This is a genomic window from Erwinia sp. (assembly GCF_031978025.1).
In the GTDB taxonomy this organism is placed as follows: Bacteria; Pseudomonadota; Gammaproteobacteria; order Enterobacterales; family Enterobacteriaceae; genus Erwinia.
Genome location: NZ_DALZCD010000030.1, coordinates 1 through 23,205, shown reverse-complemented (window position 1 = coordinate 23,205; position 23,205 = coordinate 1). Strand labels below are relative to the sequence as shown.

Sequence of the window (23,205 nt, the reverse complement as noted above, 5' to 3'; positions counted from 1 at the left end):
CCGTCTCAGTGGTTGCGCATTATAGGGAGTTCTCGACGGCTGACAACCCCTAATTTTAGAAAAATAGCTCGTTCGCTGCATTCCACAGCAAAATGGCTATTTATACGCATTTACCCACAAAGTTATCCACATTGATCGGCTCAATCAAATTTAGGCGAGCGTTACGCAAACGTTTTCGCTACAATGCCCCGGAAAAATCCCGGCCCCCATTTGGGGGCGTTACCTGAATCTTCAGGGCTTCTTTCTTTATAAAAGGAAGAAAAAGCTAAGATTGATGTAACGCTCTTATCTATGCGAACCAAAGCCAAGGGATAAAACCTCATGCAACAACCTCGTCCTGTACGTCGCGCTCTGCTCAGCGTGTCCGATAAAGCCGGTATCCTCGAATTTGCACAGGCGCTTTCAGCGCGTGGCGTGGAGCTGCTTTCCACTGGTGGCACTGCCCGCCTGTTGGCGGAAGCCGGTCTGCCCGTTACCGAAGTCTCTGACTACACCGGTTTCCCGGAAATGATGGATGGACGCGTCAAAACTCTGCATCCTAAAGTTCATGGCGGTATCCTGGGCCGCCGCGGTCAGGACGACGCTATTATGCAGGAACACGCTATTGCCCCTATCGATATGGTCGTTGTTAACCTTTATCCCTTTGCACAGACCGTAGCGCGTGAAGGCTGCTCGTTAGAAGACGCTGTAGAAAACATTGATATTGGCGGCCCGACAATGGTGCGCTCTGCGGCCAAGAACCATAAAGACGTGGCTATTGTGGTGAAGAGCAGCGACTACGACGCCGTGATAGCCGAGATGGATGCTAACGGTAACTCACTGCAGCTGGCCACCCGCTTTGATTTGGCCATTAAGGCTTTCGAACACACTGCCGCCTACGACAGTATGATCGCTAACTACTTTGGTCGCCTGGTACCGGCCTATCATGGCGAAACTGGCGAGCCGGCCGGTCGCTTCCCGCGCACGCTGAATCTGAACTTCATTAAGAAGCAGGATATGCGTTACGGTGAGAACAGCCATCAGGATGCCGCCTTCTATATAGAAGAGCACGTTTCTGAAGCTTCGGTCGCCACGGCGCAGCAGGTTCAGGGCAAAGCGCTCTCTTATAACAATATTGCGGATACGGATGCAGCCCTGGAATGCGTTAAAGAATTCAGCGAACCGGCCTGCGTGATTGTCAAACACGCCAACCCTTGCGGCGTAGCGGTTAGCGATTCTGCCCTGGGCGCTTATGAGCTGGCCTACAAGACCGATCCTACCTCTGCTTTCGGTGGCATTATCGCCTTTAACCGCGAGCTTGATGAAGCGACCGCTCAGGCAATTATCAGCCGTCAGTTCGTCGAAGTGATCATTGCACCCTCCGCCAGTGAAGCCGCGCTGCAGGTAACGTCAGCTAAACAGAACGTTCGCGTGCTGATTTGCGGCCAGTGGCAACAGCGTCAGGCCGGGCTGGATTTCAAACGTGTAAACGGCGGCTTACTGGTACAGGATCGCGATCTGGGCATGGTTGAAGAAAGCCAGCTGCGCGTGGTGACCAAACGCCAGCCTACCGAACAGGAGCTGCGGGATGCGTTGTTCTGCTGGAAGGTCGCTAAATTTGTGAAGTCTAATGCCATCGTGTATGCGCGCGATAACATGACTGTCGGGATTGGCGCAGGTCAGATGAGCCGTGTTTACTCCGCTAAAATTGCCGGTATCAAAGCAAAAGACGAAGGGCTGATTGTGGAAGGCTGCGCGCTGGCATCTGACGCTTTCTTCCCGTTTCGGGACGGCATTGATGCGGCCGCCGCTGCCGGTGTCAGCTGCGTCATCCAGCCAGGCGGATCAATTCGCGATGAAGAAGTGATTGCCGCCGCTGACGAACACGGTATTGCCATGATTTTCACCAACATGCGCCACTTCCGTCATTAATAAGGAAACGACAATGAAAATTTTAGTGATTGGTAATGGCGGCCGTGAGCACGCGCTGGCGTGGAAAGCTTCCCTGTCGCCTCTGGCAGAAACCGTGTTCGTCGCCCCCGGCAACGCAGGCACCGCGCTGGAACCTGCGCTGCAAAACGTCGCTATTAGCGCGACCGATATCCCTGCGCTGCTGGATTTTGCCAAAAGTGAGCGCATCGACCTGACTATCGTTGGGCCGGAAGCGCCGTTGGTCATCGGCGTGGTGGATGCTTTCCGTGCTGCCGGGCTGAAAATCTTCGGCCCTACTCAGGCCGCCGCCCAGCTGGAAGGATCGAAAGCTTTCACCAAGGATTTTCTGGCCCGCCATAACATTCCCTCGGCGGAATATCAGAACTTCACGGACGTAGAGGCCGCGCTGGCCTATACGCGCAGCAAAGGCGCGCCGATTGTGATTAAGGCAGACGGCCTGGCGGCGGGCAAAGGCGTGATCGTCGCGATGACGCTGGAAGAGGCGGAAGCCGCCATTAAAGATATGCTGGCCGGAAACGCTTTTGGTGATGCCGGACATCGCATCGTGGTGGAGGAGTTCCTGGATGGCGAGGAAGCCAGCTTTATCGTGATGGTTGATGGTACGAACGTGCTGCCGATGGCGACCAGTCAGGATCATAAACGCGTCGGCAATGGCGATACCGGCCCGAATACAGGCGGCATGGGGGCCTATTCCCCTGCGCCAGTGGTGACCGATGAAATCCACCAGCGCGTCATGGATGAAGTCATTTGGCCAACCGTCCGTGGCATGGCGGCAGAAGGCAACGTTTACACCGGCTTTCTGTACGCCGGTCTGATGATTGATAAAAGCGGTCAGCCAAAAGTCATCGAATTTAACTGCCGCTTTGGCGATCCTGAAACGCAGCCGATCATGCTGCGCCTGCAGTCCGATCTGGTCGATCTTTGCCTGGCGGCCGTTGATGGCAAGCTGGATACCAAAGATTCCGTGTGGGATCCCCGTCCTTCGCTGGGCGTAGTGCTGGCGGCGGGCGGTTATCCCGGCGATTACGCCACCGGTGACCCGATCCACGGTCTACCGTTGGAAGCGTCACCGGACGGCAAGGTGTTCCACGCCGGAACCAAAATGCAGGACGATCTGGTGGTGACTAACGGCGGGCGTGTGCTGTGCGTCACCGCGCTGGGTGAAGATGTCGCGGCGGCTCAGCAACACGCTTACGAACTGGCTAAGCACATTTCCTGGCACGGCAGCTTCTGCCGCACCGATATCGGCTACCGCGCTATCGGGCGTAAATAAGACGGGTTGAAGGGGATGACGTCGCTTGTCCCCTTTTGTTCCAATAAGGTGACAGAACCCGATAAGGCGCCTAAAAGCTCTCTTCCTGGGGCTGCTGCCGACAAAGGTCTTCCGGCGTGGCCAGCAGCAGCTGCGTGCCGCCAGGCGCTTCCAGCCAGGCAATACTGAGCGGTTTATCTGAGCCCTGTTGATGTTGGGTAATATAATGCACGGCATTGCTGTCAAAACCAGGCGAGGCTTTACCGCCTTCACACAGCCTGACTACGCCGGAAGGCGTCCATACCCCCTGAATCAGCCTTACGCGTCCTCGTAACAAATCATCGCTAATCGTTAGCATACGTCCGGCTTCAAACTGATAAAGCGCGATCGCATCGGCCGTCAGCGCTTCTCGCCGCTGTGCCAGCTGACGCTGCATAAAACTCAGGCGTCCGCGTTGATCAAACCTCAGCGTCACGCTTTCAGGATGCGCACCCACGGTTTGGCGTTCAACAGAAATGAGTTTGCCCTGTTGCCATTGATAATCGGTGGTTTCCGTTACCGGCTCGGTGAAAGGGGTGTAGACCGTCTGCAAATGGGTTGACTGGGAAGCATGCGTTTTGCGCCAGATACGCACAGTGCCGCGATCGGCCAGATAGCCGCTAGCGGTAAAATCAGGTGGCGGCGAGCTACAGCCTGCTAACAGCAGCAGGAGCGGCAAAAGGGAGCGGGAGAAAAAGTTCACAAGCTGTCCTGGGAGAAACAGCTAAAAAGCCTTAACAAAAGGGGCTTAACGCCCCCCTGTTTAAAACTTTTCACTGTCGATTATTTAACAGCGTCTTTCAGAGCTTTACCAGAAACGAATGCCGGTACGTTTGCAGCTGCAATTTTGATTTCGTTGCCGGTCTGCGGGTTGCGGCCAGTACGCTCAGCACGGTGGTTAACTTTGAAAGTACCAAAACCAACCAGTTGTACAGCATCACCTTCTTTCAGAGACTCAGTAATCGCAGCCAGAGTGGATTCCAGTGCAGCTTTAGCCTGGGTCTTAGACAGGTCCGCTTTGTCCGCAATTACATCAATCAGTTGAGTCTTGTTCATAAGTTATCCTTACAGTGTATTTATCGCTTGCTAAGCATCGAGTGCGAGGGAAAAACCAGTTTCTGGCACTCTCCTGCATACACGCACCGATAGCCACTTTTTTCAGCCCCACAAATGTAGACCAGACTGGGGGCGAATGTGAAGCCTTAAGGCGCTACAAATCAGGCCTGAAGTCACGTTTTATCGCCTTACTGCTGAAAATTTATACCGATATTACTGATCCCTGATTCCCGCAGGTCAGAACGCAGTCCTTTTATCAGTTCCGGATCCCTTTCCTCACAGGCACTGAGCAGGCGAAAAATCTCCCACTGGATGTCCCATTCTTCTTCGACCGCGGGATTCGCTTTTAGCTCTTCCTCGGTCATTTCGCGTTCAGCCTGAGTCATTTCCAGCATGGCAACAGACGTGATTGAAGCTTCGCTAACGGCAATCGCATGTGCCAGCGTTTCACCGCTTAAGCGAGAGTGCAGCAGTTCGCTCAGCGCCACACAGGCATCAATAGCAGGGTAAACGCCGTACAGATCGTAATCCGCCGCCGCCGGGATGGCCTCTTCAAACTTTTCCAGCTGCGAGTCAAAATTCACTTTGGCATCTTTCACCAGCAGCGTTTCCCAGACCAGATCGAGAATGCGGCGATAGATCTGGCCGTCGCCAAACCCGGTCTGACGGCAAAATGCCCAGTAATTGGGATACATACGCTCGCACAGGCAGGCCATAAAAGTAACGTGCTGCCAGCTTTCCAGTTTTTCCAGCCGCAGGTGAATCGGATTACGTAACATGTTGGGATCTCTTAAACAAAAGTGCGCGGGCTGCAGTGTAACCGAAAAGCCCGCGCCTCACACCGTTATAGCAGAGTGCCCAGACGGGCGAAAGCAGGCCGGTTGGACGCTACGGCATCGGCCCAGCGCGTCGGTTCCGGCAAGCGGTAGCCCTGCAGGCAGGTTTCAACCCAGTGCAGCGCTGTATCGGCGCTGACGCGGTGGCCCGGCGAAATAAACAGAGGATTGCAGCGTTTTTTGCTGCGCAATACCCAGCCAATCTGCTCGCCCTTATCGATCAGCGGCTGCCGGGAACCCGGCTCGTCGCCTAACGGCTCGAACTTGCCGCACAGCCGGCTTTTCGCCACGCCGATAGTCGGCACATCCACCAGCAGGCCAAAATGGCTGGCAACGCCAAGGCGGCGAGGATGCGCAATGCCCTGACCATCCACAAACAGCAGATCGGGTTTTTGCTCCAGCTGCTCCCAGGCGGCCAGTAGAGCAGGATATTCACGAAACGAGAGAAAACCGGGAATATAGGGCATGGTGGTCGCTATCCGCGCGACGCGATGCTCAATCAGCTTCAGCGAGGGATATTCCAGCAACACCAACGCGGCGCGCGTGACCTCACCGCCCTGCTCAAATCCCACATCCGCCCCGGCGATATAGCGTGGCGGCATTACGTCAAAATCATCGGCGCGTACCACTTCTGCCGCACGCGTCGTCTGTTCCTGCTTTAATGCCTGTATATCCATAATTAATCCTGGTGATACTGTCCTGACAGTTTGTGGACGGCCTCCACAAAAGCACCCGCGTGTTCCGGTGGGACATCCTGATGAATGCCGTGACCCAGGTTGAACACGTGGCCCGTGCCGTTGCCGAAGCTCTGAAGAATACCCGCGACTTCCTGCTCAATTCGGGCAGGAGAGGCATAAAGCATAGAAGGATCCATGTTGCCTTGCAGCGCCACCTTGTGACCGACGCGTCGACGTGCCTCGCCAATATCCATGGTCCAGTCCAGACCAAGTGCATCGCAGCCGGTTTCCGCCATCGCTTCCAGCCACTGACCGCCACCTTTGGTAAACAGCGTAACGGGCACGCGGCGACCGTCATTTTCACGCTGCAGGCCATCAACGATTTTGTGCATGTAGTGCAGAGAGAATTGCAGATAATCGCGCCCGGTAAGGACTCCGCCCCAGGTATCGAAAATCATCACCGACTGCGCGCCCGCACGGATCTGGGCATTCAGATAAAGCGTCACGCTGTCGGCCAGCTTATCCAGCATCAGGTGCAGGGTTTCCGGCTCGGCGTACATCATCTTTTTCAGTTTGGTAAAGGCTTTACTGCTGCCGCCTTCGACCATATAGGTCGCCAGCGTCCACGGGCTGCCGGAAAAACCAATCAACGGCACCGCGCCCTGTAAATTTTTACGGATGGTGCGCACGGCATTCATCACATAGCCCAGCTCCTGCTCGGGATCGAAAACGGGCAGTTTTTCTACGTCCGCACGGCAGGTGACAGGGGAAGAAAAGCGTGGCCCTTCGCCCGCTTCAAAATAGAGTCCCAGCCCCATCGCATCCGGGATGGTCAGGATATCAGAGAAGAGGATCGCCGCGTCCAGCGCGTAGCGACGCAGCGGTTGCAGCGTGACTTCACAGGCCAGCTCAGCATTTTTACACAGCGACATAAAGTCGCCGGCCTGGGCGCGCGTCGCCTTGTATTCCGGCAAATACCGTCCGGCCTGACGCATCATCCACACGGGCGTAACGTCTACCGGCTGACGCAGCAGAGCACGCAAATAACGATCGTTCTTCAGTTCACTCATCTTCAGGACTCTTTTTCATTCAGACGCACAGTATATCAGTTATTCCACAGCGGCGCGGCAGAGCGCGACGGTGTCTTCTATCAGTCGACGCGCCACCGTTCCCGCTGGCGGCAGCGACGGCAAAGCGTCGAAGCGATACCAGTTAGCGTCCAGCAGCTCTTTAGGATCGATGTTGATCTCGCCACTGTCGTAATCGGCCATAAATGCCATCATCAGGGACTGCGGGAAAGGCCAGGGCTGCGAAGAAACATAGCGCAGGTTTTTCACCCGGATGCCGCTCTCTTCCATGACTTCGCGCGCCACGGTCTGCTCCAGCGTTTCACCCACCTCAACAAAACCAGCCAGCACCGTGTAGATGCCGTTGCGGTGTCGGGTATGCTGTGCCAGCAGGATCTCATCATCACGCCGGATAGCTACGATGATACAGGGCGCAATTTGCGGATAGTAGCGCTGGCGGCAATGACTGCACAGGCAGGCCCATTCCGTTTTACTGCGAGACATCGAATGGCCGCAGTAACCGCACCACTGGTGCGAGCGGTAAAATTCCGCCAGCTGAATACCGCGTCCCGCCAGCTGAAACAGCGCGGGATCCTGATCGAGCAGCTGTCGCAGCGATGCCATTCCTTCTGGCCGATTTTCGTTAATCAGCCTTACCGGTTCACCCTGCCACTCCCCTATCGGTGCACCCTTCGAGCCGACCAGGCCTAAATCTTGTGCATTTCCGTACGGTAATTGACCTTTTGGCAGCCAAATTTTCTGTTCGTGGCTGACAATCCACCAGCCAGCGTCTACGCTTGAAATCTCAAGTTCCATAAATTGCTCATCCTCACTTCACGCACTTACCGGATTGGGATAGACAGTTAAAATAACACTTTTTGGAGTCACTCATGCTTGACCAGCTGGAAGTTTTGGCCTCGCGCGTAGGCGGATGCAGCGAACTGGTAGACTTTTGCCTTCACTCACGCAAGCAGCTGTTAGTTGCTTATTATCAAATGGTTGGCATGAAGCCTAACAAAGAATCGCTGACCACGCTCGACGAAGAGGCGCTGGATAACTTCTGTCAAAGCCTGGTTGATTATCTCTCAACTGGCCACTTTACGGCATACGAGCGCTTTATTCAGGAAATGGAAGGAACCGAGCAGCTGGCCAAAGCGGCGCTGATTTATCCTTCCCTACAGTCCAATACCGAACAGATTATGGGTATTTACGACGCGCACCTGGAAAACGCCATCGATCACGATAACTATCTGGAATTCCAGCAGGCGCTGTCGATTGTCGGCGAAGCGCTGGAAGCCCGCTTCACGCTGGAAGATAAATTCATTCAGCTGGCGCTGGAAAAGTATATGGGGAAGCCCGCAGCCAATGATTCTGCAATGGCCCGTCCTGCCTGAAAAGTTCTCCGTTTAAATTCTTGAGCTTTCCATAACGTCCCTTTATGCTGAAAAGGCAATCAGATGATTGCCCCTGGCGAAAGCCAGATGTCTTCTTGTCGGAGTGCCCCTCGGGGCTGAGACCGTTAATTCGGGATCCGCGGAACCTGATCAGGTTAGAACCTGCGAAGGGAACAAGAGTAAAGATCCAGGTTGGGGCTATCGGCCCCGCGCTTACTCCTCCGAACTCCGGACAAGCAAATTTCCCTTAAGTCAGGAACTTGCTATGTCTACCCAGGTTAAGAAATCCAACCGACGCGAACAGCGCGCTGAAGCCCAACAGTTTATCGCCGCTTTACAAGGCACCGCCTTCCCCCATTCCAAACGTATTTATCTGACCGGATCGCGAGCCGATCTGCGCGTGCCGATGCGTGAAATTCAGCTCTCGCCCACCCCTGTTGGCGGCAGTAAAGAAAACCCGCTGTTCGAAGAAAACGAGCCAGTACCGGTTTACGATACCGCCGGACCTTATGGCGATCCCGACGCCGTTATTGACGTCCATGCCGGCATCGCCAGGCTGCGCGAAAGCTGGATTGCAGAACGTGCCGATACGCAATCGATTGAGCAACTGAGTTCTGTTTATACGCAGCAGCGCCTGGCGGACGCAGGACTGGATCATCTGCGCTTTGATAATTTGCCCCGTCCGCGTTGCGCACAGGCTGGCCGCCGCGTCACCCAACTTCACTACGCACGCCAGGGCATTATCACGCCGGAAATGGAATTTATTGCACTGCGCGAAAATATGGGCCGCGAACGCATTCGCAGCGAAGCGCTATTGCAACAGCATCCGGGAGAGAGCTTCGGCGCAAGGCTGCCGGAAAACATCACCGCCGATTTTGTTCGGCAGGAGGTGGCCGCCGGACGCGCTATTATCCCGGCCAATATCAACCATCCTGAATCGGAGCCGATGATTATCGGCCGCCATTTTCTGGTGAAAATTAACGCCAATATCGGCAACTCTGCGGTCAGTTCCTCCATCGAGGAAGAAGTCGAAAAGCTGGTCTGGTCGGTGCGCTGGGGGGCGGATACGGTAATGGACCTCTCTACCGGGCGGAATATTCATGAAACCCGCGAGTGGATCCTGCGCAACAGTCCGGTGCCGATTGGCACGGTGCCCATCTATCAGGCGTTGGAAAAGGTTAACGGCGTGGCGGAAAACCTCAACTGGGAAGTGTTCCGCGACACGCTGCTGGAGCAGGCTGAACAAGGCGTGGATTACTTCACTATTCATGCGGGCGTGCTGCTGCGATATGTGCCGATGACGGCAAAACGCCTGACCGGCATCGTTTCGCGTGGGGGATCCATTATGGCGAAGTGGTGCCTGTCGCATCATCGTGAAAGCTTTCTCTACGAACGCTTTCGTGATATCTGCGAGATCTGTGCCGCTTACGATGTCTCGCTGTCGCTGGGCGACGGCCTGCGCCCCGGCTCGATACAGGATGCCAATGACGAGGCGCAGTTTGCCGAGCTGCGCACGCTGGGCGAACTGACAAAAATTGCCTGGGAGTATGACGTGCAGGTGATGATTGAAGGCCCGGGACATGTGCCGATGCAAATGATCAGACGCAATATGACCGAGCAGCTTGAGCACTGCCATGAAGCGCCTTTCTATACCCTCGGCCCGCTGACTACCGATATTGCGCCAGGCTACGACCATTTCACTTCCGGTATTGGCGCGGCGATGATTGGCTGGTTTGGCTGCGCCATGCTGTGCTACGTCACGCCGAAAGAGCACCTGGGCCTGCCGAACAAAGAAGATGTAAAGCAGGGATTGATTACCTACAAGATTGCTGCCCACGCAGCCGATCTTGCCAAAGGCCATCCGGGCGCGCAGATCCGTGACAACGCCATGTCGAAAGCGCGCTTTGAATTCCGCTGGGAAGATCAGTTTAACCTGGCGTTGGATCCGCATACTGCCCGCGCTTTCCATGATGAAACGCTGCCGCAGGAGTCCGGCAAGGTCGCCCATTTCTGCTCTATGTGCGGCCCGAAATTCTGTTCAATGAAGATCACTCAGGAAGTCCGTGAGTACGCCGCAAAGCAGGAAGCGGAAGCGCAGCCGATCGCAATAGGCATGGCGGAAATGTCGCAGGCGTTCCGCGATCGTGGTGGCGAACTTTATCACGCTGCCGATGCACTGAAGCCGGAGGAAAACATATGAGCCGTGCCGCTTTTCCCCCAACGGCGGCCAGACTGGGACTTTATCCGGTGGTGGACAGCGTGGTCTGGATTGAACGTCTGCTCGCAGCTGGTGTACGAACCCTCCAGCTACGCATTAAAGATTTACCCGAAGACGCGGTAGCAGAAGATGTAGCAACGGCTATCGCGCTGGGTAAACGCTACCAGGCCCGTCTGTTTATCAACGATTATTGGCGGCTGGCGATTAAGCATGACGCTTATGGCATCCATTTGGGCCAGGAGGATCTGGATAGTGCCGATCTGGATGCGATCCACCGTGCCGGGCTGCGCCTGGGATTATCCACGCATGACGATGTGGAACTGGATCGCGCGCTGGCCGAGCGCCCTTCTTATCTTGCGCTGGGACACGTCTTCCCTACCCGGACAAAAGTCATGCCTTCTGCCCCCCAGGGGCTTCAGGAACTGAAGCGGCATGTCGGGCGGCTCAAGGGCATCTCAACCGTTGCTATCGGCGGCATTTCGCTGGCGCGAGCGCCTGAGGTACTCGCTACCGGCGTTGGCAGTATCGCCGTGGTCAGCGCCATTACCCAGGCTGCCGACTGGCAGGCCGCTACCGCGCAGCTGCTGTCACTGGCCGGCAGCGGAGGGCCACTCCATGCTTAGCGACGGCGATTTTATGCGCTACAGCCGCCAGCTGCTGCTGGAAGAGTTTGGCCCACAGGCTCAGGAAAAGCTGCTGGCGGCCAGCGTGCTGATTGTCGGACTGGGGGGTTTAGGTTCACCAGCCGCAGCTTATCTTGCGGCTGCGGGCGTGGGCAAACTGCTGCTGGCTGATGACGATAAGCTGCATATCAGTAATTTGCAGCGCCAAATCCTTTACCGCAGCAGCGATACAGGCCAGCCAAAGGCGGTCCTGGCGAAGGATCGTTTACAGGCGCTGAACCCTCAGGTTGAGTTCATAGCGCTTGAGCAGCGCATGGATGCCGTTACGCTGCAGGAAGAGGTGCAGTCTGCCGATCTGGTTCTGGACTGTAGTGACAATATGCAGACGCGTCACGCCGTTAATGCTGCCTGTGTGACAGCCAGCACGCCGCTAATCAGCGCCAGTGCGGTGGGCTTCAGCGGTCAGATAATGGTGCTCGCCCCGCCTTTCCATCAGGGTTGCTATTGCTGCCTGTGGCCTGATGAAACGGAGCCGCAGCGCAACTGCCGTACCGCAGGCGTGCTCGGGCCGGTCGTCGGCGTGATGGGCACGCTTCAGGCGCTGGAAGCGTTGAAGATGCTGGCCGGTCAGCCGTCGGCGCTGGACGGTAAGCTGCGGCTGTTTGATGGTAAAACGCAGGCCTGGCGCACGCTTGAACTGGAGCGCAACCCAGGCTGCCCGGTATGCGGAGGCCCTCGTGAACATCATCATTAATGATGAGCCACACGTTTTTGCCGCGCCGCTGACCCTGACCGTCTTGCTGGAGCAGCTTTGCCATAGCCCCTCCGGCACCGCACTGGCCGTGAATCAGCGGATTGTGCCGCGAGACCGCTGGCCTGACTATCTTTTACAGGAAGGCGACAGTCTGGTTATTTTCCAGGCCATCGCCGGAGGCTGATATGCTACAAATTGCTGATAAGACCTTTTCTTCGCGCCTGTTTACCGGCACCGGTAAATTTTCCAGTCCTGCGGTTATGCTCAGTGCCCTGCAGGCGTCCGGTACGCAGCTGGTGACGATGGCAATGAAGCGCGTAGATTTACGTGGGGGTGATGACGGTATTCTGGCGCCTTTACGCCAGCTGGGCGTGCAGCTTCTTCCCAATACTTCAGGCGCGAAAACCGCCGAAGAAGCCATTTTTGCCGCCCGCCTGGCGCGGGAGGCCCTGGGCACGCACTGGGTGAAGCTGGAAATCCATCCTGATGCCCGTTATCTGCTGCCCGATGCCGTAGAAACGCTCAGGGCGGCGGAGACGCTGGTACGAGAAGGCTTTACCGTTCTGCCCTACTGCCATGCCGATCCAGTGTTGTGTAAAAGGCTTGAGGAAGCGGGCTGTGCCGCGGTCATGCCGCTTGGCGCACCGATTGGTAGCAATCAGGGACTGAAAACACGTGATTTACTGGCCATCATTATCGAACAGGCCAGCGTTCCCGTGGTGATTGATGCCGGCATTGGCGCGCCCAGTCATGCCAGCGAAGCACTGGAAATGGGTGCCGATGCGGTACTGGTGAATACCGCTATGGCTTCCGCCCGCGACCCTGTTCAGATGGCGCGCGCCTTCCGCCTGGCCGTAGAAGCGGGCGAGCTGGCGCGGCAGAGTGGACTGGGAAGCCGTCAGCAGCAGGCCGTCGCCACCAGCCCGCTGACCAGCTTTTTGCAAAGCGGAGCGACCTTATGAAAAGCTTTGTCGCGCAATGGGAGCAGCTGGACTGGGACGATATTCGCCTGCGTATCAACAGCAAAACTTCCGCAGACGTGGTACGGGCGCTCAATGCCCCTGTGGTAGGCCGCGAGGAGCTGATGGCGCTGTTGTCACCTGCCGCGCAAGCCTGGCTGGAACCCATGGCTCGTCAGGCACAGCGACTGACACGCCAGCGCTTTGGGCACGCTGTTAACCTTTTCGTTCCGCTTTACCTCTCCAATCTTTGTGCTAACGATTGTACCTATTGCGGCTTCTCAATGAGCAATCGTATCAAGCGTAAAACGTTGGATGCACAGGAGATAGAACGCGAGTGTCTGGCGATCAGGGCGATGGGATTCGATCAACTGTTGCTGGTCACTGGCGAACACCAGGCGAAAGTCGGCATGGACTATTTCCGGCGCCATCTGCCTGCTATTCGCGCGCATTTCAGCTCGCTGATGATGGAAGTCCAGCCGCTGGGCCAGCAGGACTACGCGGAACTGAAAAAGCTGGGCCTGGATGGCGTGCTGGTCTATCAGGAAACTTATCATCCGACGGTATACGGTCAGCATCATCTCAAAGGCAATAAGCAGGATTTTTTCTTCCGGCTGGAAACGCCGGACAGATTAGGGCGCGCGGGTATTGATAAGATTGGGCTGGGTGCGCTTATCGGCCTTTCCGACAGCTGGCGCACCGACTGCTATATGATGGCGGAACATCTGCTGTGGCTTCAAAAAACCTACTGGCAAAGCCGCTATTCAGTGGCTTTTCCTCGCCTGCGGCCTTGTGCCGGCGGCATTCAGCCTGCCTCAATCATGGATGAAGCCCAGCTGGTACAGGTTATCTGCGCGTTTCGCCTGTTTGCACCGGAAGTGGAGCAGTCGCTGTCAACGCGCGAATCGCCGCAGTTCCGTGACAAAGTGGTACCGCTGGCGATCAATACGGTGAGTGCTTTTTCAAAAACGCAGCCCGGCGGCTATGCCGACGGGCAAAGCGAGTTGGAACAATTCTCACCGCACGATAATCGCCCTCCGCAGCAGGTTGCCGAAGCGCTGATTCGCGCCGGCATGCAGCCCGTCTGGAAAGACTGGGACAGCTGGCTGGGAAGAGCCTAAGCGCCTGCACTGCCGGACATGCCGGGCATCGGCATGTCTGGCACATTCGGCAGCCTGTCGGGCACATCCGCAAACAGCACCTGCCCCAGTAAACTGTCCTTATTTACCGCACCATAACGTAAGTTGGTGCTGAGATATTTCCGATCCAGTCCGGTCAGCTTGACGATAGGCGGCAAAACGTCGGGCAAACGATCGATCATCAGCATACGGCTAAGCTGTACGGCATCCCAGCTCACCAGGCGCTGATAATAAAGCGCATTAGCCTCGCACTTTCTTAAATAAAAATTGTAATCATTATATTCGCGCAGCGCCTGCTGCTGCGTAATATTCAGGATAAGATATTGCGGGTCGGTGATTTTCTGCACCAGCTCCTGATAATTGGGCAGCTGCTGAAGTTGTTTAAACATTTCTTCCGCGCCCAGGGTGAGAATAGGACGGAAATAGCTTAGCCAGCTGGCAATAAACGAGTTCTTTTTCGGTGCGGCCATAAACCAGGTTTCAATCACCGGATAGCGCCGATCGACAGTGGAGACATCGCGATAAAACGCGACCATGTCATAACGCTGATTGCCGTTAACTGCCAGAAACTCATCCAGCGTACGGTTCAGTATCACGCTGGCATCCATCCAAACGCCACCGTATTTATACAGCAACTCCAGACGAATAACGTCGCTTCTGTGCGCCACCAACATATCCTGACGTGTAAAGACCAGGTCGGGCAGATAGTGCGACAGATTCGCGTCATTGACCACCGTGACCGACCATTCAGGGTTCTCACGCGAGACCTTATCAACGAAACTCTGAATTTCTTTCGGCAATGTTGAGCCTGCCCAAAACATCCAGACCCTTTCAGGAATGTCACCGGATATTCTGTTATGAACAATAATATCCATATCCTGTTCCAGAGCAGGATTATATTCCGCTAATTTTTTTCTTTTCAGTAAGGCTTTTTCAACACGCAGACGTAGCGAAACCGCATTTTTCATGGCCGGGCGCACCATGGCCTTTATCTTATTTTTATTCATAATACCTCACAGCAGCTGGCTGACAGTGCTGAGCGACGACAGGGAAGTGCGCCGCGTGGCCGGCAGCGGGAATTTATATTAATTTAACAAGATGGGATAGACATCTCAATATTAAGCGCAGAGCCTGAATGCATTTAAGAGAAAGCTCAGGAAAAGAATACAAATCAAAAAAATATATATAATATAAATGCGACTACCGTACCCCTGAAAATTCCTATAAATAATTAATTAGCCTTTCCTTACCTTCTATTTTTTAACGTAAAAATAGAAAAGGACAATAAATACCCGAAGCGTGTTCCACAAATCAACTCTGGTTATGACTGGCGCTGGCAAGATAAATAGAATCGCTGTTGGCGTTGTAAGAAGCCGCGCCCAAGCCCGTTAATTTTTTCCTCTCGGGCCTGCCCCTCACTCCGCAACGATACCGGGAAGCGCCGCCTCGAAAGCCTGTTCAATGGCGGATCCCAGCGTGACCAACGCTCTTTCCGTCTCTGCCGTAAAAGGCAGGCCGTAATTAAGGCGCAAACAGTTTTGATATTTGCCCGAGGCGGAAAGCAGCGACCCAACAGCGATCTGCACGCTCTCATCGCGCATCTGCTTACTCAGCTTTACCGTATCCACGGCTTCCGGTAGCTCAATCCACAGGAGATAGCCGCCTTGCGGACGCGTAACGCAGATGCCGCAGGGGAAATACTGTAAGACGGCAGCGGTAAATATATCCAGGTTACGCCGGTAGTACTGCCTCATACGGCGGAGATGGGCAGGATAGTAGCCCTGCCGGACAAACTCCGCGGCCGCGAGCTGCGTGTGCTGCACACCCGAACCGGTGACGATATATTTCATATGCAGCACACGGTCCAGATAACGGCCCGGCACGACCCAGCCTACGCGTAGCCCGGGTCCGAGCGTTTTGGAAAACGAGCTGCAGAGCAGCACGCGGCCATCACTGTCGAAGGATTTTATCGTCGGCGGCCGCGGGTACTCCCAGGCCAGTTCGCCATAGACATCGTCCTCAATAATGGCGATATCAAAGCGCTGTGCCAGTGCCAGCAAGGCACGCTTACGTCGCTCCGGCATAATAAAGCCCAGCGAATTGTTACAGTTGGGTACCACAATTACCGCTTTAACAGGCCATTGCTCCAACGCCAGCTCCAGCGCTTCCAGGCTGATGCCCGTCTGCGAATCGGTCGGAATCTCAATCACCTTTACGCCAAAGCCGCGCAGCGTCTGCATAATACCGTGATAGGTGGGCGACTCTACCGCCACAATATCGCCCGCCTGACAAACGGCGCGAATCGCTACCGATAAAGCTTCATGGCAGCCGTTGGTGACAACAATTTCTTCTGGCGTGAGCTGGCAGCCGCTGTCGATAGCCAGACGGGCCACCTGCTCGCGCAGCTCGGGCATGCCGTAAATATTGTCATACTCCAGCAGCCTGCTGTCCTGTTGCTGGGCGAGACGACCGATAATTTTCCACAGCGGTTTCAGGGTCGACTGTATCAGGTTAGGCGTACCGCTCCCCAGCTGCAGTATTCCCTGTTCCTGCCGGGTACTAAGCTGCTGCAGCACCGCTTCCCACTGCGTGATGTCTACAGGCTGCTGAACCGGCCGCGTCAGCGCAGGCAGAGGATGTACGGATTGATGCGGCGTCACGAAATAACCGGAACGAGGCTGAGGCGTAATCAGCTGCTGCTCTTCCAGCAGATAGTAAGCCTGCTGAACAGTGCTGATACTGACGCCATGCTCTTTGCTCAGCGCCCTGACCGACGGCAGACGTTCTCCGCACAGATAAAGCCCCTGATTAATACGCTGTGCCAGTAAATTAGCCAGATGCTCATAACGTGTCATCGCTTTCACTTTCCTTTTCACAGGGGAAACCAGTACAGATCCGCAGGCAAAACACCATTCAGACCTACTATCGCGCAGTTTGTATGTTAAATAAAAGTGATTATTGCATCTGTATCCCTGTCCGGCCGCCGCGCAGAATAGTTGTACAGCGAAATGAGGAGACGGGGATGGAATTTAACGAAAACAGAGGCGGGCAGCCTTTCAGAGCGTCGCCCTTTGTACTGATGTTCAGGTTACCGCGGCGGCTCTGGCTGGCCTGGCGACAGCAGGCACGCAGCCGCAAAGCATTAGCACGGTTGAGCGATGCACAGCTAAGAGATATTGGGCTAACCAGCGATGATATTAAGCGATACAGGTAAGTCAGCTATTCGAAGCGGCTTTCTTACGGTGATACCTTACCTGACCTACACATCATCTTGTTTCAGGCATAAAAAAACCCCACCGAGGTGGGGTTTTTAGGGTCAGCGAGAAAGACGATTAATCGTCGTTGCCGCCCAGACCTGCGTTCAGCAGTTCCGCCAGGCTGGCAGACGCTTCGTCGGCCGTGACCTGAGGAACAACAGGCGCTTCGCCTGCTGCTTTACGGCGCATACGATCCTGATGATAAGCGTAACCGGTACCGGCTGGGATCAGACGACCCACGATTACGTTCTCTTTCAGGCCGCGCAGTTCATCGCGTTTGCCCGCAACGGCTGCTTCGGTCAGTACGCGCGTCGTTTCCTGGAAGGAAGCGGCCGAGATGAAGGATTCGGTCGCCAGTGACGCTTTGGTGATACCCAGCAGATCGCGCATATAGGTCGCTGCGATTTTGCCGTTGTTTTCCAGTTCACGGTTAGAAATCTTAACGCGTGAAACTTCAACCTGCTCACCGTCCAGGAAGTCGGAGCTGCCTGCACTTGCGATGGTTGCTTTACGCAACATCTGACGAACGATGACTTCGATGTGCTTATCGTTAATCTTAACGCCCTGCAGGCGGTAAACTTCCTGCACTTCGTTAGTGATATAACGGGTCACCGCATGCACGCCACGCAGACGCAGAATGTCATGTGGTGATTCCGGGCCATCGGAAACCACGTCACCGCGCTCTACGCGTTCACCTTCGAACACGTTCAGCTGACGCCATTTCGGAATCATCTCTTCGTACGGATCGCTACCGTCAACCGGTGTGATCACCAGACGACGCTTGCCTTTGGTCTCTTTACCGAAGGAGATAATACCGCTGATCTCCGCCAGGATTGCTGGCTCTTTCGGACGACGCGCTTCGAACAGGTCAGCAACGCGTGGCAGACCACCCGTGATGTCCTTGGTACCGCCGGATTCCTGCGGAACACGAGCCAGGGTATCACCCGAGCTGATTTTCACGCCATCTTCCAGCTGCACAATCGCTTTACCCGGCAGGAAGTACTGAGCAGGCATATCGGAGCCTGGGATCATCACATCATTGCCGTTGGCATCAACGATTTTCAGCGCAGGACGCAGATCTTTACCGCCGGACGTACGCTCTGCGCTGTCCAGGATCACCAGAGAAGACAGACCGGTCAGGTCATCCGTCTGGCGGGTAATGGTCTGGCCGTCGATCATGTCGGTAAAGCGAACGAAACCGCTCACTTCGGTGATAACCGGCATGGTATGTGGATCCCAGTTTGCTACGGTCTCGCCCGCTGCAACCTGCTCACCGTCGCCTTTCGCCATGGTAGAACCATAAGGCACCTTATAGCTCTCTTTGGTACGACCGAATTCATCGATCATTTTCAGCTCGGTATTACGCGAGGTGATAACCAGTTTGCCTGCGGAGTTGGTTACCGACTTGGCGTTAGAGAGTTTAATGGTACCTTTGTTCTTCACCTGAATGCTGGATTCAGCAGCCGCACGCGATGCCGCACCACCGATGTGGAACGTACGCATGGTCAGCTGTGTACCCGGCTCACCGATGGACTGTGCTGCGATAACGCCGATGGCCTCACCTTTGTTGATGATGTGACCACGTGCCAGATCGCGTCCATAACAGTGGGCGCACACGCCGAAGTCAGTTTCACAACTTACTACGGAGCGGACTTTCAGGCTGTCGACAGAGTGCTCTTCCAACAGGTCACACTGCTGTTCGTGCAGCAGGGTGTTGCGTGGCAGCAGGATGTCGGCCGTACCCGGCTTCAGCACGTCTTCTGCGGTAACACGACCCAGTACGCGTTCGCGCAGCGGTTCTTTCACGTCGCCACCTTCGATAACCGGAGTCATCATGATGCCTTCGTGCGTGCCACAGTCGTCCTCGGTCACCACCAGATCCTGCGCTACGTCTACCAGACGACGAGTCAGGTAACCGGAGTTCGCGGTTTTCAGTGCGGTATCCGCAAGACCTTTACGAGCACCGTGGGTCGAGATGAAGTACTGGAGTACGTTCAGACCTTCACGGAAGTTCGCGGTAATTGGCGTCTCGATGATGGAGCCATCTGGCTTAGCCATCAGGCCACGCATACCGGCCAGCTGACGGATCTGCGCAGCAGAACCACGAGCACCGGAGTCGGCCATCATAAAGATGCTGTTGAAGGAAACCTGGCGCTCTTCTTCACCGTCACGGTTAATGACGACTTCGGTAGAGAGGTTTTCCATCATCGCTTTCGCAACGCGTTCGTTGGCCGCAGCCCAGATATCGATCACTTTGTTGTAGCGTTCGCCCGCGGTAACCAGACCAGACTGGAACTGCTCCTGGATCTCGGCAACTTCGGTTTCCGCTTCGCTGATGATCTCGACTTTTTTCTCCGGGATCACCATGTCGTCGATACCTACAGACGCACCAGAACGTGCCGCATAGGCAAAACCGGTGTACATCGTCTGGTCAGCAAAGATGACCGTTGGCTTCAGGCCCAGGATGCGGTAACAGGTGTTCAGCATCTTGGAGATCGCTTTCTTACCCAGCGCCTGGTTGACGATAGAGTAAGGCAGGCCTTTCGGCACGATCATCCACAGAATCGCACGACCCACTGTGGTATCGATGATGCTGGTTTTCGACGTCCATTCGCCCTGCTCGTTTTTCTCGTGCTCGGTGATACGCACCTTCACGCGAGCGTGCAGAGACGCCAGGCCAGCGCGATAAATACGCTCGGCTTCTTTTGGACCGGTCAGCACCATGCCTTCGCCTTTGGCGTTAACACAGTCGCGGGTCATGTAGTACAGACCCAGTACAACGTCCTGAGAAGGAACGATGATTGGCTCGCCGTTCGCAGGTGACAGGATGTTGTTGGTAGACATCATCAGCGCACGCGCTTCCAGCTGGGCTTCCAGCGTCAGCGGTACGTGGACAGCCATCTGGTCACCATCGAAGTCGGCGTTATAAGCCGCACAGACCAGCGGGTGCAGCTGGATAGCTTTACCTTCGATCAGGACTGGCTCAAAAGCCTGGATACCCAGACGGTGCAGTGTTGGTGCACGGTTCAGCAAGACCGGGTGTTCGCGGATCACTTCGTCCAGGATATCCCAGACGACAGCTTCTTCACGCTCAACCATTTTCTTGGCGGCTTTGATGGTGGTAGCAAGACCACGCAGCTCCAGCTTGCCGTAGATAAACGGTTTGAACAGCTCCAGCGCCATTTTCTTCGGCAGACCACACTGGTGCAGACGAAGGTATGGACCTACGGTGATAACGGAACGACCAGAGTAGTCGACACGTTTACCCAGCAGGTTCTGACGGAAACGACCCTGCTTACCTTTGATCATATCGGCCAAAGATTTCAGAGGACGCTTGTTGGAACCGGTAATCGCACGACCGCGACGGCCGTTATCCAGCAGCGCATCGACCGCTTCCTGCAGCATACGCTTTTCGTTACGTACGATGATGTCAGGCGCGGCCAGATCCAGCAGGCGCTTCAGACGGTTGTTACGGTTGATCACGCGACGATACAGATCGTTCAGATCCGACGTTGCGAAACGACCGCCGTCCAGCGGTACCAGCGGACGAAGATCCGGTGGCAGTACAGGCAGCACTGTCAGGATCATCCACTCTGGCTTGTTACCAGACTGAACGAACGCTTCCAGCAGCTTGATACGCTTGGTCAGCTTTTTGCGCTTGGTTTCGGAATTGGTTTCGTTCAGCTCTTCACGCAGCTGCTCGCATTCCTGCTCCAGATCCATGTTTTTCAACAGGGCCTGAACCGCTTCCGCACCCATCTTGGCGTCGAATTCGTCACCGAACTCTTCCAGCGCGTCCAGATACTGCTCTTCAGTCAGGATCTGACGGCGCTCAAGGTTGGTCATGCCGCCTTCAACAACCACATAAGATTCGAAGTACAGCACGCGTTCGATGTCGCGCAGTGGCATATCCAGCAGCAAACCGATGCGCGATGGCAGCGATTTCAGGAACCAGATGTGCGCAGTAGGCGAAGCCAGCTCGATGTGGCCCATACGCTCACGACGAACCTTGGTCTGTGTAACTTCAACGCCACACTTCTCACAGATCACACCGCGATGTTTTAAACGCTTGTACTTACCGCACAGGCATTCGTAATCTTTTACCGGCCCGAAAATACGCGCACAGAAAAGCCCGTCACGTTCTGGTTTGAACGTACGGTAGTTAATGGTTTCTGGCTTTTTAACTTCACCAAAAGACCAGGAACGGATCATGTCTGGCGAAGCCAGCGCAATTTTGATCGCATCAAACTCTTCGGTCTTAGTTTGCGCTTTCAGAAACTTAAGTAAGTCTTTCACGGATTAGCTCCCGTCGGAGTGAGACTTCTCAGGACGCCCGGGGCCGGGCGTCCTGTAACCAGTACAAATTCGAGTGCTTACTCGTCTTCCAGCTCGATGTTAATACCCAGCGAGCGGATCTCTTTCAACAGTACGTTGAAGGATTCCGGCATGCCCGGTTCCATCTGATGGTTGCCGTCAACGATGTTTTTATACATCTTGGTACGGCCGTTAACGTCATCAGACTTCACGGTCAGCATTTCCTGCAGGGTATAGGCGGCGCCGTATGCTTCCAGCGCCCACACTTCCATCTCACCGAAGCGCTGTCCACCGAACTGAGCCTTACCACCCAGCGGCTGCTGAGTAACCAGGCTGTAAGAACCGGTAGAACGCGCGTGCATCTTGTCATCCACTAAGTGGTTGAGCTTCAGCATGTACATGTAGCCAACGGTAACCTGACGCTCAAACTGCTCGCCGGTGCGACCATCGAACAGAGTAATCTGACCGGAAGAAGGCAGGCCGCCGAGCTGCAGCAGCTCTTTGATCTCGCTTTCTTTCGCGCCGTCAAACACTGGCGTAGCAATAGGCATCCCTTTTTTCAGGTTCTCTGCCAGACGCAGCACTTCGTCATCGCTGAAGGTGTTCAGGTCAACTTTCTGACGCACGTCGGTGCCCAGATCGTAAGCACGCTGAATAAACTCACGCAGTTTGGAGACTTCTTCCTGCTTTTTCAGCATAGCGTTGATTTTCTCGCCGATGCCTTTTGCAGCCATACCCAAGTGGGTTTCAAGAATCTGACCAATGTTCATACGTGATGGTACGCCCAGCGGGTTCAGTACGATGTCGACCGGCGTACCGTTCTCATCGTATGGCATATCTTCGATCGGGTTGATCTTAGAGATAACACCTTTGTTCCCGTGACGACCTGCCATTTTGTCACCAGGCTGGATCTGACGCTTAACGGCCAGATACACTTTAACGATTTTCAGCACGCCAGGTGCCAGGTCATCGCCCTGAGTGATTTTGCGGCGTTTCGCTTCGAGTTTCTTCTCAAACTCGTGCTTCAGCTCGTCGTACTGCTCGGCCAGCTGTTCCAGCTGATTCTGTTTTTCTTCGTCGGTCAGGCCAAGTTCCAGCCAGCGCTCGCGCGGCAGCTTGTCCAGTTTTTCCGCTTCCACACCGCCGGAAACCAGCAGGTAGTTGATACGGCTGAACAGGCCAGCTTCGAGGATCTGCAGTTCTTCAGACAGGTCTTTCTTGGCCTGCTTCAGCTGCATTTCTTCGATTTCCAGCGCGCGCTTGTCTTTTTCCACGCCATCGCGGGTAAAGACCTGCACGTCGATAACGGTACCAGACACGCCGTTTGGTACGCGCAGAGAAGAGTCTTTAACGTCAGACGCTTTCTCACCGAAGATCGCGCGCAGCAGTTTCTCTTCTGGCGTCAGCTGAGTTTCACCTTTAGGTGTCACCTTACCGACCAGAATGTCGCCACCGGTCACTTCAGCACCGATATAAACGATACCGGATTCATCCAGCTTGGAGAGCGCTGCTTCACCCACGTTAGGGATGTCTGCAGTGATCTCTTCCGGCCCCAGCTTGGTGTCACGAGACACACAGGCCAGTTCCTGAATGTGGATAGTAGTGAAGCGATCTTCCTGTACTACGCGCTCGGAGACCAGGATGGAGTCTTCGAAGTTGTAGCCGTTCCACGGCATGAACGCGACGCG

At 55.2% G+C, this 23,205-nt stretch carries 20 protein-coding genes and 1 riboswitch; of the genes, 10 read left to right on the top strand and 10 right to left on the bottom strand.

Annotated features, from left to right (window positions below; genetic code table 11):
- The first annotated feature begins 321 nt into the window (after positions 1-321).
- Both purH and purD read left to right on the top strand, forming a co-directional pair.
- Entirely contained in the window at positions 322-1,911 is a 1,590-nt protein-coding gene (purH, locus tag RTK32_RS04085) for a bifunctional phosphoribosylaminoimidazolecarboxamide formyltransferase/IMP cyclohydrolase (protein ID WP_312042230.1), read from the top strand.
- Positions 1,912-1,924: 13 nt separating this feature from the next.
- On the top strand, positions 1,925-3,205 hold the full coding sequence (purD, locus tag RTK32_RS04080; protein WP_312042229.1) for a phosphoribosylamine--glycine ligase: 1,281 nt from the start codon (positions 1,925-1,927) through the stop codon (positions 3,203-3,205).
- Positions 3,206-3,275: 70 nt separating this feature from the next.
- Here purD and RTK32_RS04075 read toward each other — a convergent pair whose 3' ends face one another.
- The 6 genes from RTK32_RS04075 to nudC form a co-directional block, all read right to left on the bottom strand.
- Positions 3,276-3,926 (bottom strand): DUF1481 domain-containing protein, encoded by a 651-nt coding sequence (locus RTK32_RS04075; protein WP_312042228.1) that lies wholly within the window; start codon positions 3,924-3,926, stop codon positions 3,276-3,278.
- 80 nt (positions 3,927-4,006) lie between these two features.
- The gene (gene hupA / locus RTK32_RS04070; RefSeq protein ID WP_017803060.1) at positions 4,007-4,279 is read right to left on the bottom strand and encodes a nucleoid-associated protein HU-alpha; all 273 of its coding nucleotides are present in this window, start codon (positions 4,277-4,279) and stop codon (positions 4,007-4,009) included.
- Between the two features lie 188 nt (positions 4,280-4,467).
- Positions 4,468-5,058: a YjaG family protein gene (locus RTK32_RS04065; RefSeq protein ID WP_312042227.1), complete on the bottom strand. Its 591-nt coding sequence runs from the start codon at positions 5,056-5,058 to the stop codon at positions 4,468-4,470.
- 65 nt (positions 5,059-5,123) lie between these two features.
- Positions 5,124-5,792, bottom strand: coding sequence for a deoxyribonuclease V (gene nfi / locus RTK32_RS04060; RefSeq protein ID WP_312042226.1), 669 nt, complete (start codon positions 5,790-5,792; stop codon positions 5,124-5,126).
- A 2-nt stretch (positions 5,793-5,794) separates the two neighbouring features.
- Entirely contained in the window at positions 5,795-6,862 is a 1,068-nt protein-coding gene (gene hemE / locus RTK32_RS04055) for a uroporphyrinogen decarboxylase (RefSeq protein WP_312042225.1), read from the bottom strand.
- A 39-nt stretch (positions 6,863-6,901) separates the two neighbouring features.
- A complete protein-coding gene (gene nudC / locus RTK32_RS04050; protein ID WP_312042224.1) occupies positions 6,902-7,675 on the bottom strand; it encodes an NAD(+) diphosphatase in 774 nt (257 codons plus the stop codon).
- A gap of 74 nt (positions 7,676-7,749) precedes the next feature.
- Between nudC and rsd the strand changes: the two genes are divergently transcribed.
- The 7 genes from rsd (at position 7,750) to thiH (ending at position 13,928) form a co-directional block, all read left to right on the top strand.
- On the top strand, positions 7,750-8,253 hold the full coding sequence (gene rsd / locus RTK32_RS04045; protein ID WP_312042223.1) for a sigma D regulator: 504 nt from the start codon (positions 7,750-7,752) through the stop codon (positions 8,251-8,253).
- 89 nt (positions 8,254-8,342) lie between these two features.
- Positions 8,343-8,443, top strand: a riboswitch (TPP riboswitch).
- 75 nt (positions 8,444-8,518) lie between these two features.
- A complete protein-coding gene (thiC, locus tag RTK32_RS04040) occupies positions 8,519-10,453 on the top strand; it encodes a phosphomethylpyrimidine synthase ThiC (RefSeq protein ID WP_312042222.1) in 1,935 nt (644 codons plus the stop codon).
- Positions 10,450-11,094: a thiamine phosphate synthase gene (gene thiE, locus RTK32_RS04035; RefSeq protein ID WP_312042221.1), complete on the top strand. Its 645-nt coding sequence runs from the start codon at positions 10,450-10,452 to the stop codon at positions 11,092-11,094. The genes thiC and thiE overlap by 4 nt, the downstream gene beginning before the upstream one ends.
- Positions 11,087-11,848 (top strand): HesA/MoeB/ThiF family protein, encoded by a 762-nt coding sequence (locus RTK32_RS04030; protein ID WP_312042220.1) that lies wholly within the window; start codon positions 11,087-11,089, stop codon positions 11,846-11,848. The genes thiE and RTK32_RS04030 overlap by 8 nt, the downstream gene beginning before the upstream one ends.
- Positions 11,832-12,032 (top strand): sulfur carrier protein ThiS, encoded by a 201-nt coding sequence (thiS, locus tag RTK32_RS04025; protein ID WP_312042219.1) that lies wholly within the window; start codon positions 11,832-11,834, stop codon positions 12,030-12,032. The genes RTK32_RS04030 and thiS overlap by 17 nt, the downstream gene beginning before the upstream one ends.
- Position 12,033: 1 nt before the next feature.
- On the top strand, positions 12,034-12,810 hold the full coding sequence (locus RTK32_RS04020; protein WP_312042218.1) for a thiazole synthase: 777 nt from the start codon (positions 12,034-12,036) through the stop codon (positions 12,808-12,810).
- Positions 12,807-13,928, top strand: a complete 1,122-nt coding sequence (gene thiH, locus RTK32_RS04015) for a 2-iminoacetate synthase ThiH (RefSeq protein WP_312042217.1) — start codon at positions 12,807-12,809, stop codon at positions 13,926-13,928. The genes RTK32_RS04020 and thiH overlap by 4 nt, the downstream gene beginning before the upstream one ends.
- On the opposite strand, the gene RTK32_RS04010 is transcribed toward thiH, so the two are convergent.
- Positions 13,925-14,953: a capsular polysaccharide synthesis protein gene (locus RTK32_RS04010; protein WP_312042216.1), complete on the bottom strand. Its 1,029-nt coding sequence runs from the start codon at positions 14,951-14,953 to the stop codon at positions 13,925-13,927. The two genes, thiH and RTK32_RS04010, sit on opposite strands and share 4 nt — an antisense overlap.
- A gap of 408 nt (positions 14,954-15,361) precedes the next feature.
- Entirely contained in the window at positions 15,362-16,801 is a 1,440-nt protein-coding gene (locus RTK32_RS04005) for a PLP-dependent aminotransferase family protein (RefSeq protein ID WP_312042215.1), read from the bottom strand.
- An 83-nt stretch (positions 16,802-16,884) separates the two neighbouring features.
- Between RTK32_RS04005 and RTK32_RS04000 the strand changes: the two genes are divergently transcribed.
- Positions 16,885-17,160: a DUF1127 domain-containing protein gene (locus RTK32_RS04000; protein ID WP_409451057.1), complete on the top strand. Its 276-nt coding sequence runs from the start codon at positions 16,885-16,887 to the stop codon at positions 17,158-17,160.
- Between the two features lie 118 nt (positions 17,161-17,278).
- Here RTK32_RS04000 and rpoC read toward each other — a convergent pair whose 3' ends face one another.
- Complete coding sequence (gene rpoC, locus RTK32_RS03995; protein WP_312042213.1) at positions 17,279-21,499, bottom strand: DNA-directed RNA polymerase subunit beta'; 4,221 nt, start codon at positions 21,497-21,499, stop codon at positions 17,279-17,281.
- Between the two features lie 77 nt (positions 21,500-21,576).
- A partial coding sequence (gene rpoB, locus RTK32_RS03990; RefSeq protein WP_312042212.1) for a DNA-directed RNA polymerase subunit beta occupies positions 21,577-23,205 on the bottom strand: 1,629 nt, incomplete at its 5' end.

Bases quoted from the DNA above. Each gene is read 5' to 3' on its own strand.
- purH (WP_312042230.1), top strand. From the start codon at position 322: ATGCAACAACCTCGTCCTGTACGTCGCGCTCTGCTCAGCGTGTCCGAT.
- purD (WP_312042229.1), top strand. From the start codon at position 1,925: ATGAAAATTTTAGTGATTGGTAATGGCGGCCGTGAGCACGCGCTGGCG.
- hupA (WP_017803060.1), bottom strand. From the start codon at position 4,279: ATGAACAAGACTCAACTGATTGATGTAATTGCGGACAAAGCGGACCTG.
- RTK32_RS04065 (WP_312042227.1), bottom strand. From the start codon at position 5,058: ATGTTACGTAATCCGATTCACCTGCGGCTGGAAAAACTGGAAAGCTGG.
- nfi (WP_312042226.1), bottom strand. From the start codon at position 5,792: ATGGATATACAGGCATTAAAGCAGGAACAGACGACGCGTGCGGCAGAA.
- hemE (WP_312042225.1), bottom strand. From the start codon at position 6,862: ATGAGTGAACTGAAGAACGATCGTTATTTGCGTGCTCTGCTGCGTCAG.
- nudC (WP_312042224.1), bottom strand. From the start codon at position 7,675: ATGGAACTTGAGATTTCAAGCGTAGACGCTGGCTGGTGGATTGTCAGC.
- rsd (WP_312042223.1), top strand. From the start codon at position 7,750: ATGCTTGACCAGCTGGAAGTTTTGGCCTCGCGCGTAGGCGGATGCAGC.
- thiC (WP_312042222.1), top strand. From the start codon at position 8,519: ATGTCTACCCAGGTTAAGAAATCCAACCGACGCGAACAGCGCGCTGAA.
- thiE (WP_312042221.1), top strand. From the start codon at position 10,450: ATGAGCCGTGCCGCTTTTCCCCCAACGGCGGCCAGACTGGGACTTTAT.
- RTK32_RS04030 (WP_312042220.1), top strand. From the start codon at position 11,087: ATGCTTAGCGACGGCGATTTTATGCGCTACAGCCGCCAGCTGCTGCTG.
- RTK32_RS04020 (WP_312042218.1), top strand. From the start codon at position 12,034: ATGCTACAAATTGCTGATAAGACCTTTTCTTCGCGCCTGTTTACCGGC.
- thiH (WP_312042217.1), top strand. From the start codon at position 12,807: ATGAAAAGCTTTGTCGCGCAATGGGAGCAGCTGGACTGGGACGATATT.
- RTK32_RS04010 (WP_312042216.1), bottom strand. From the start codon at position 14,953: ATGAATAAAAATAAGATAAAGGCCATGGTGCGCCCGGCCATGAAAAAT.
- RTK32_RS04005 (WP_312042215.1), bottom strand. From the start codon at position 16,801: ATGACACGTTATGAGCATCTGGCTAATTTACTGGCACAGCGTATTAAT.
- RTK32_RS04000 (WP_409451057.1), top strand. From the start codon at position 16,885: ATGTTAAATAAAAGTGATTATTGCATCTGTATCCCTGTCCGGCCGCCG.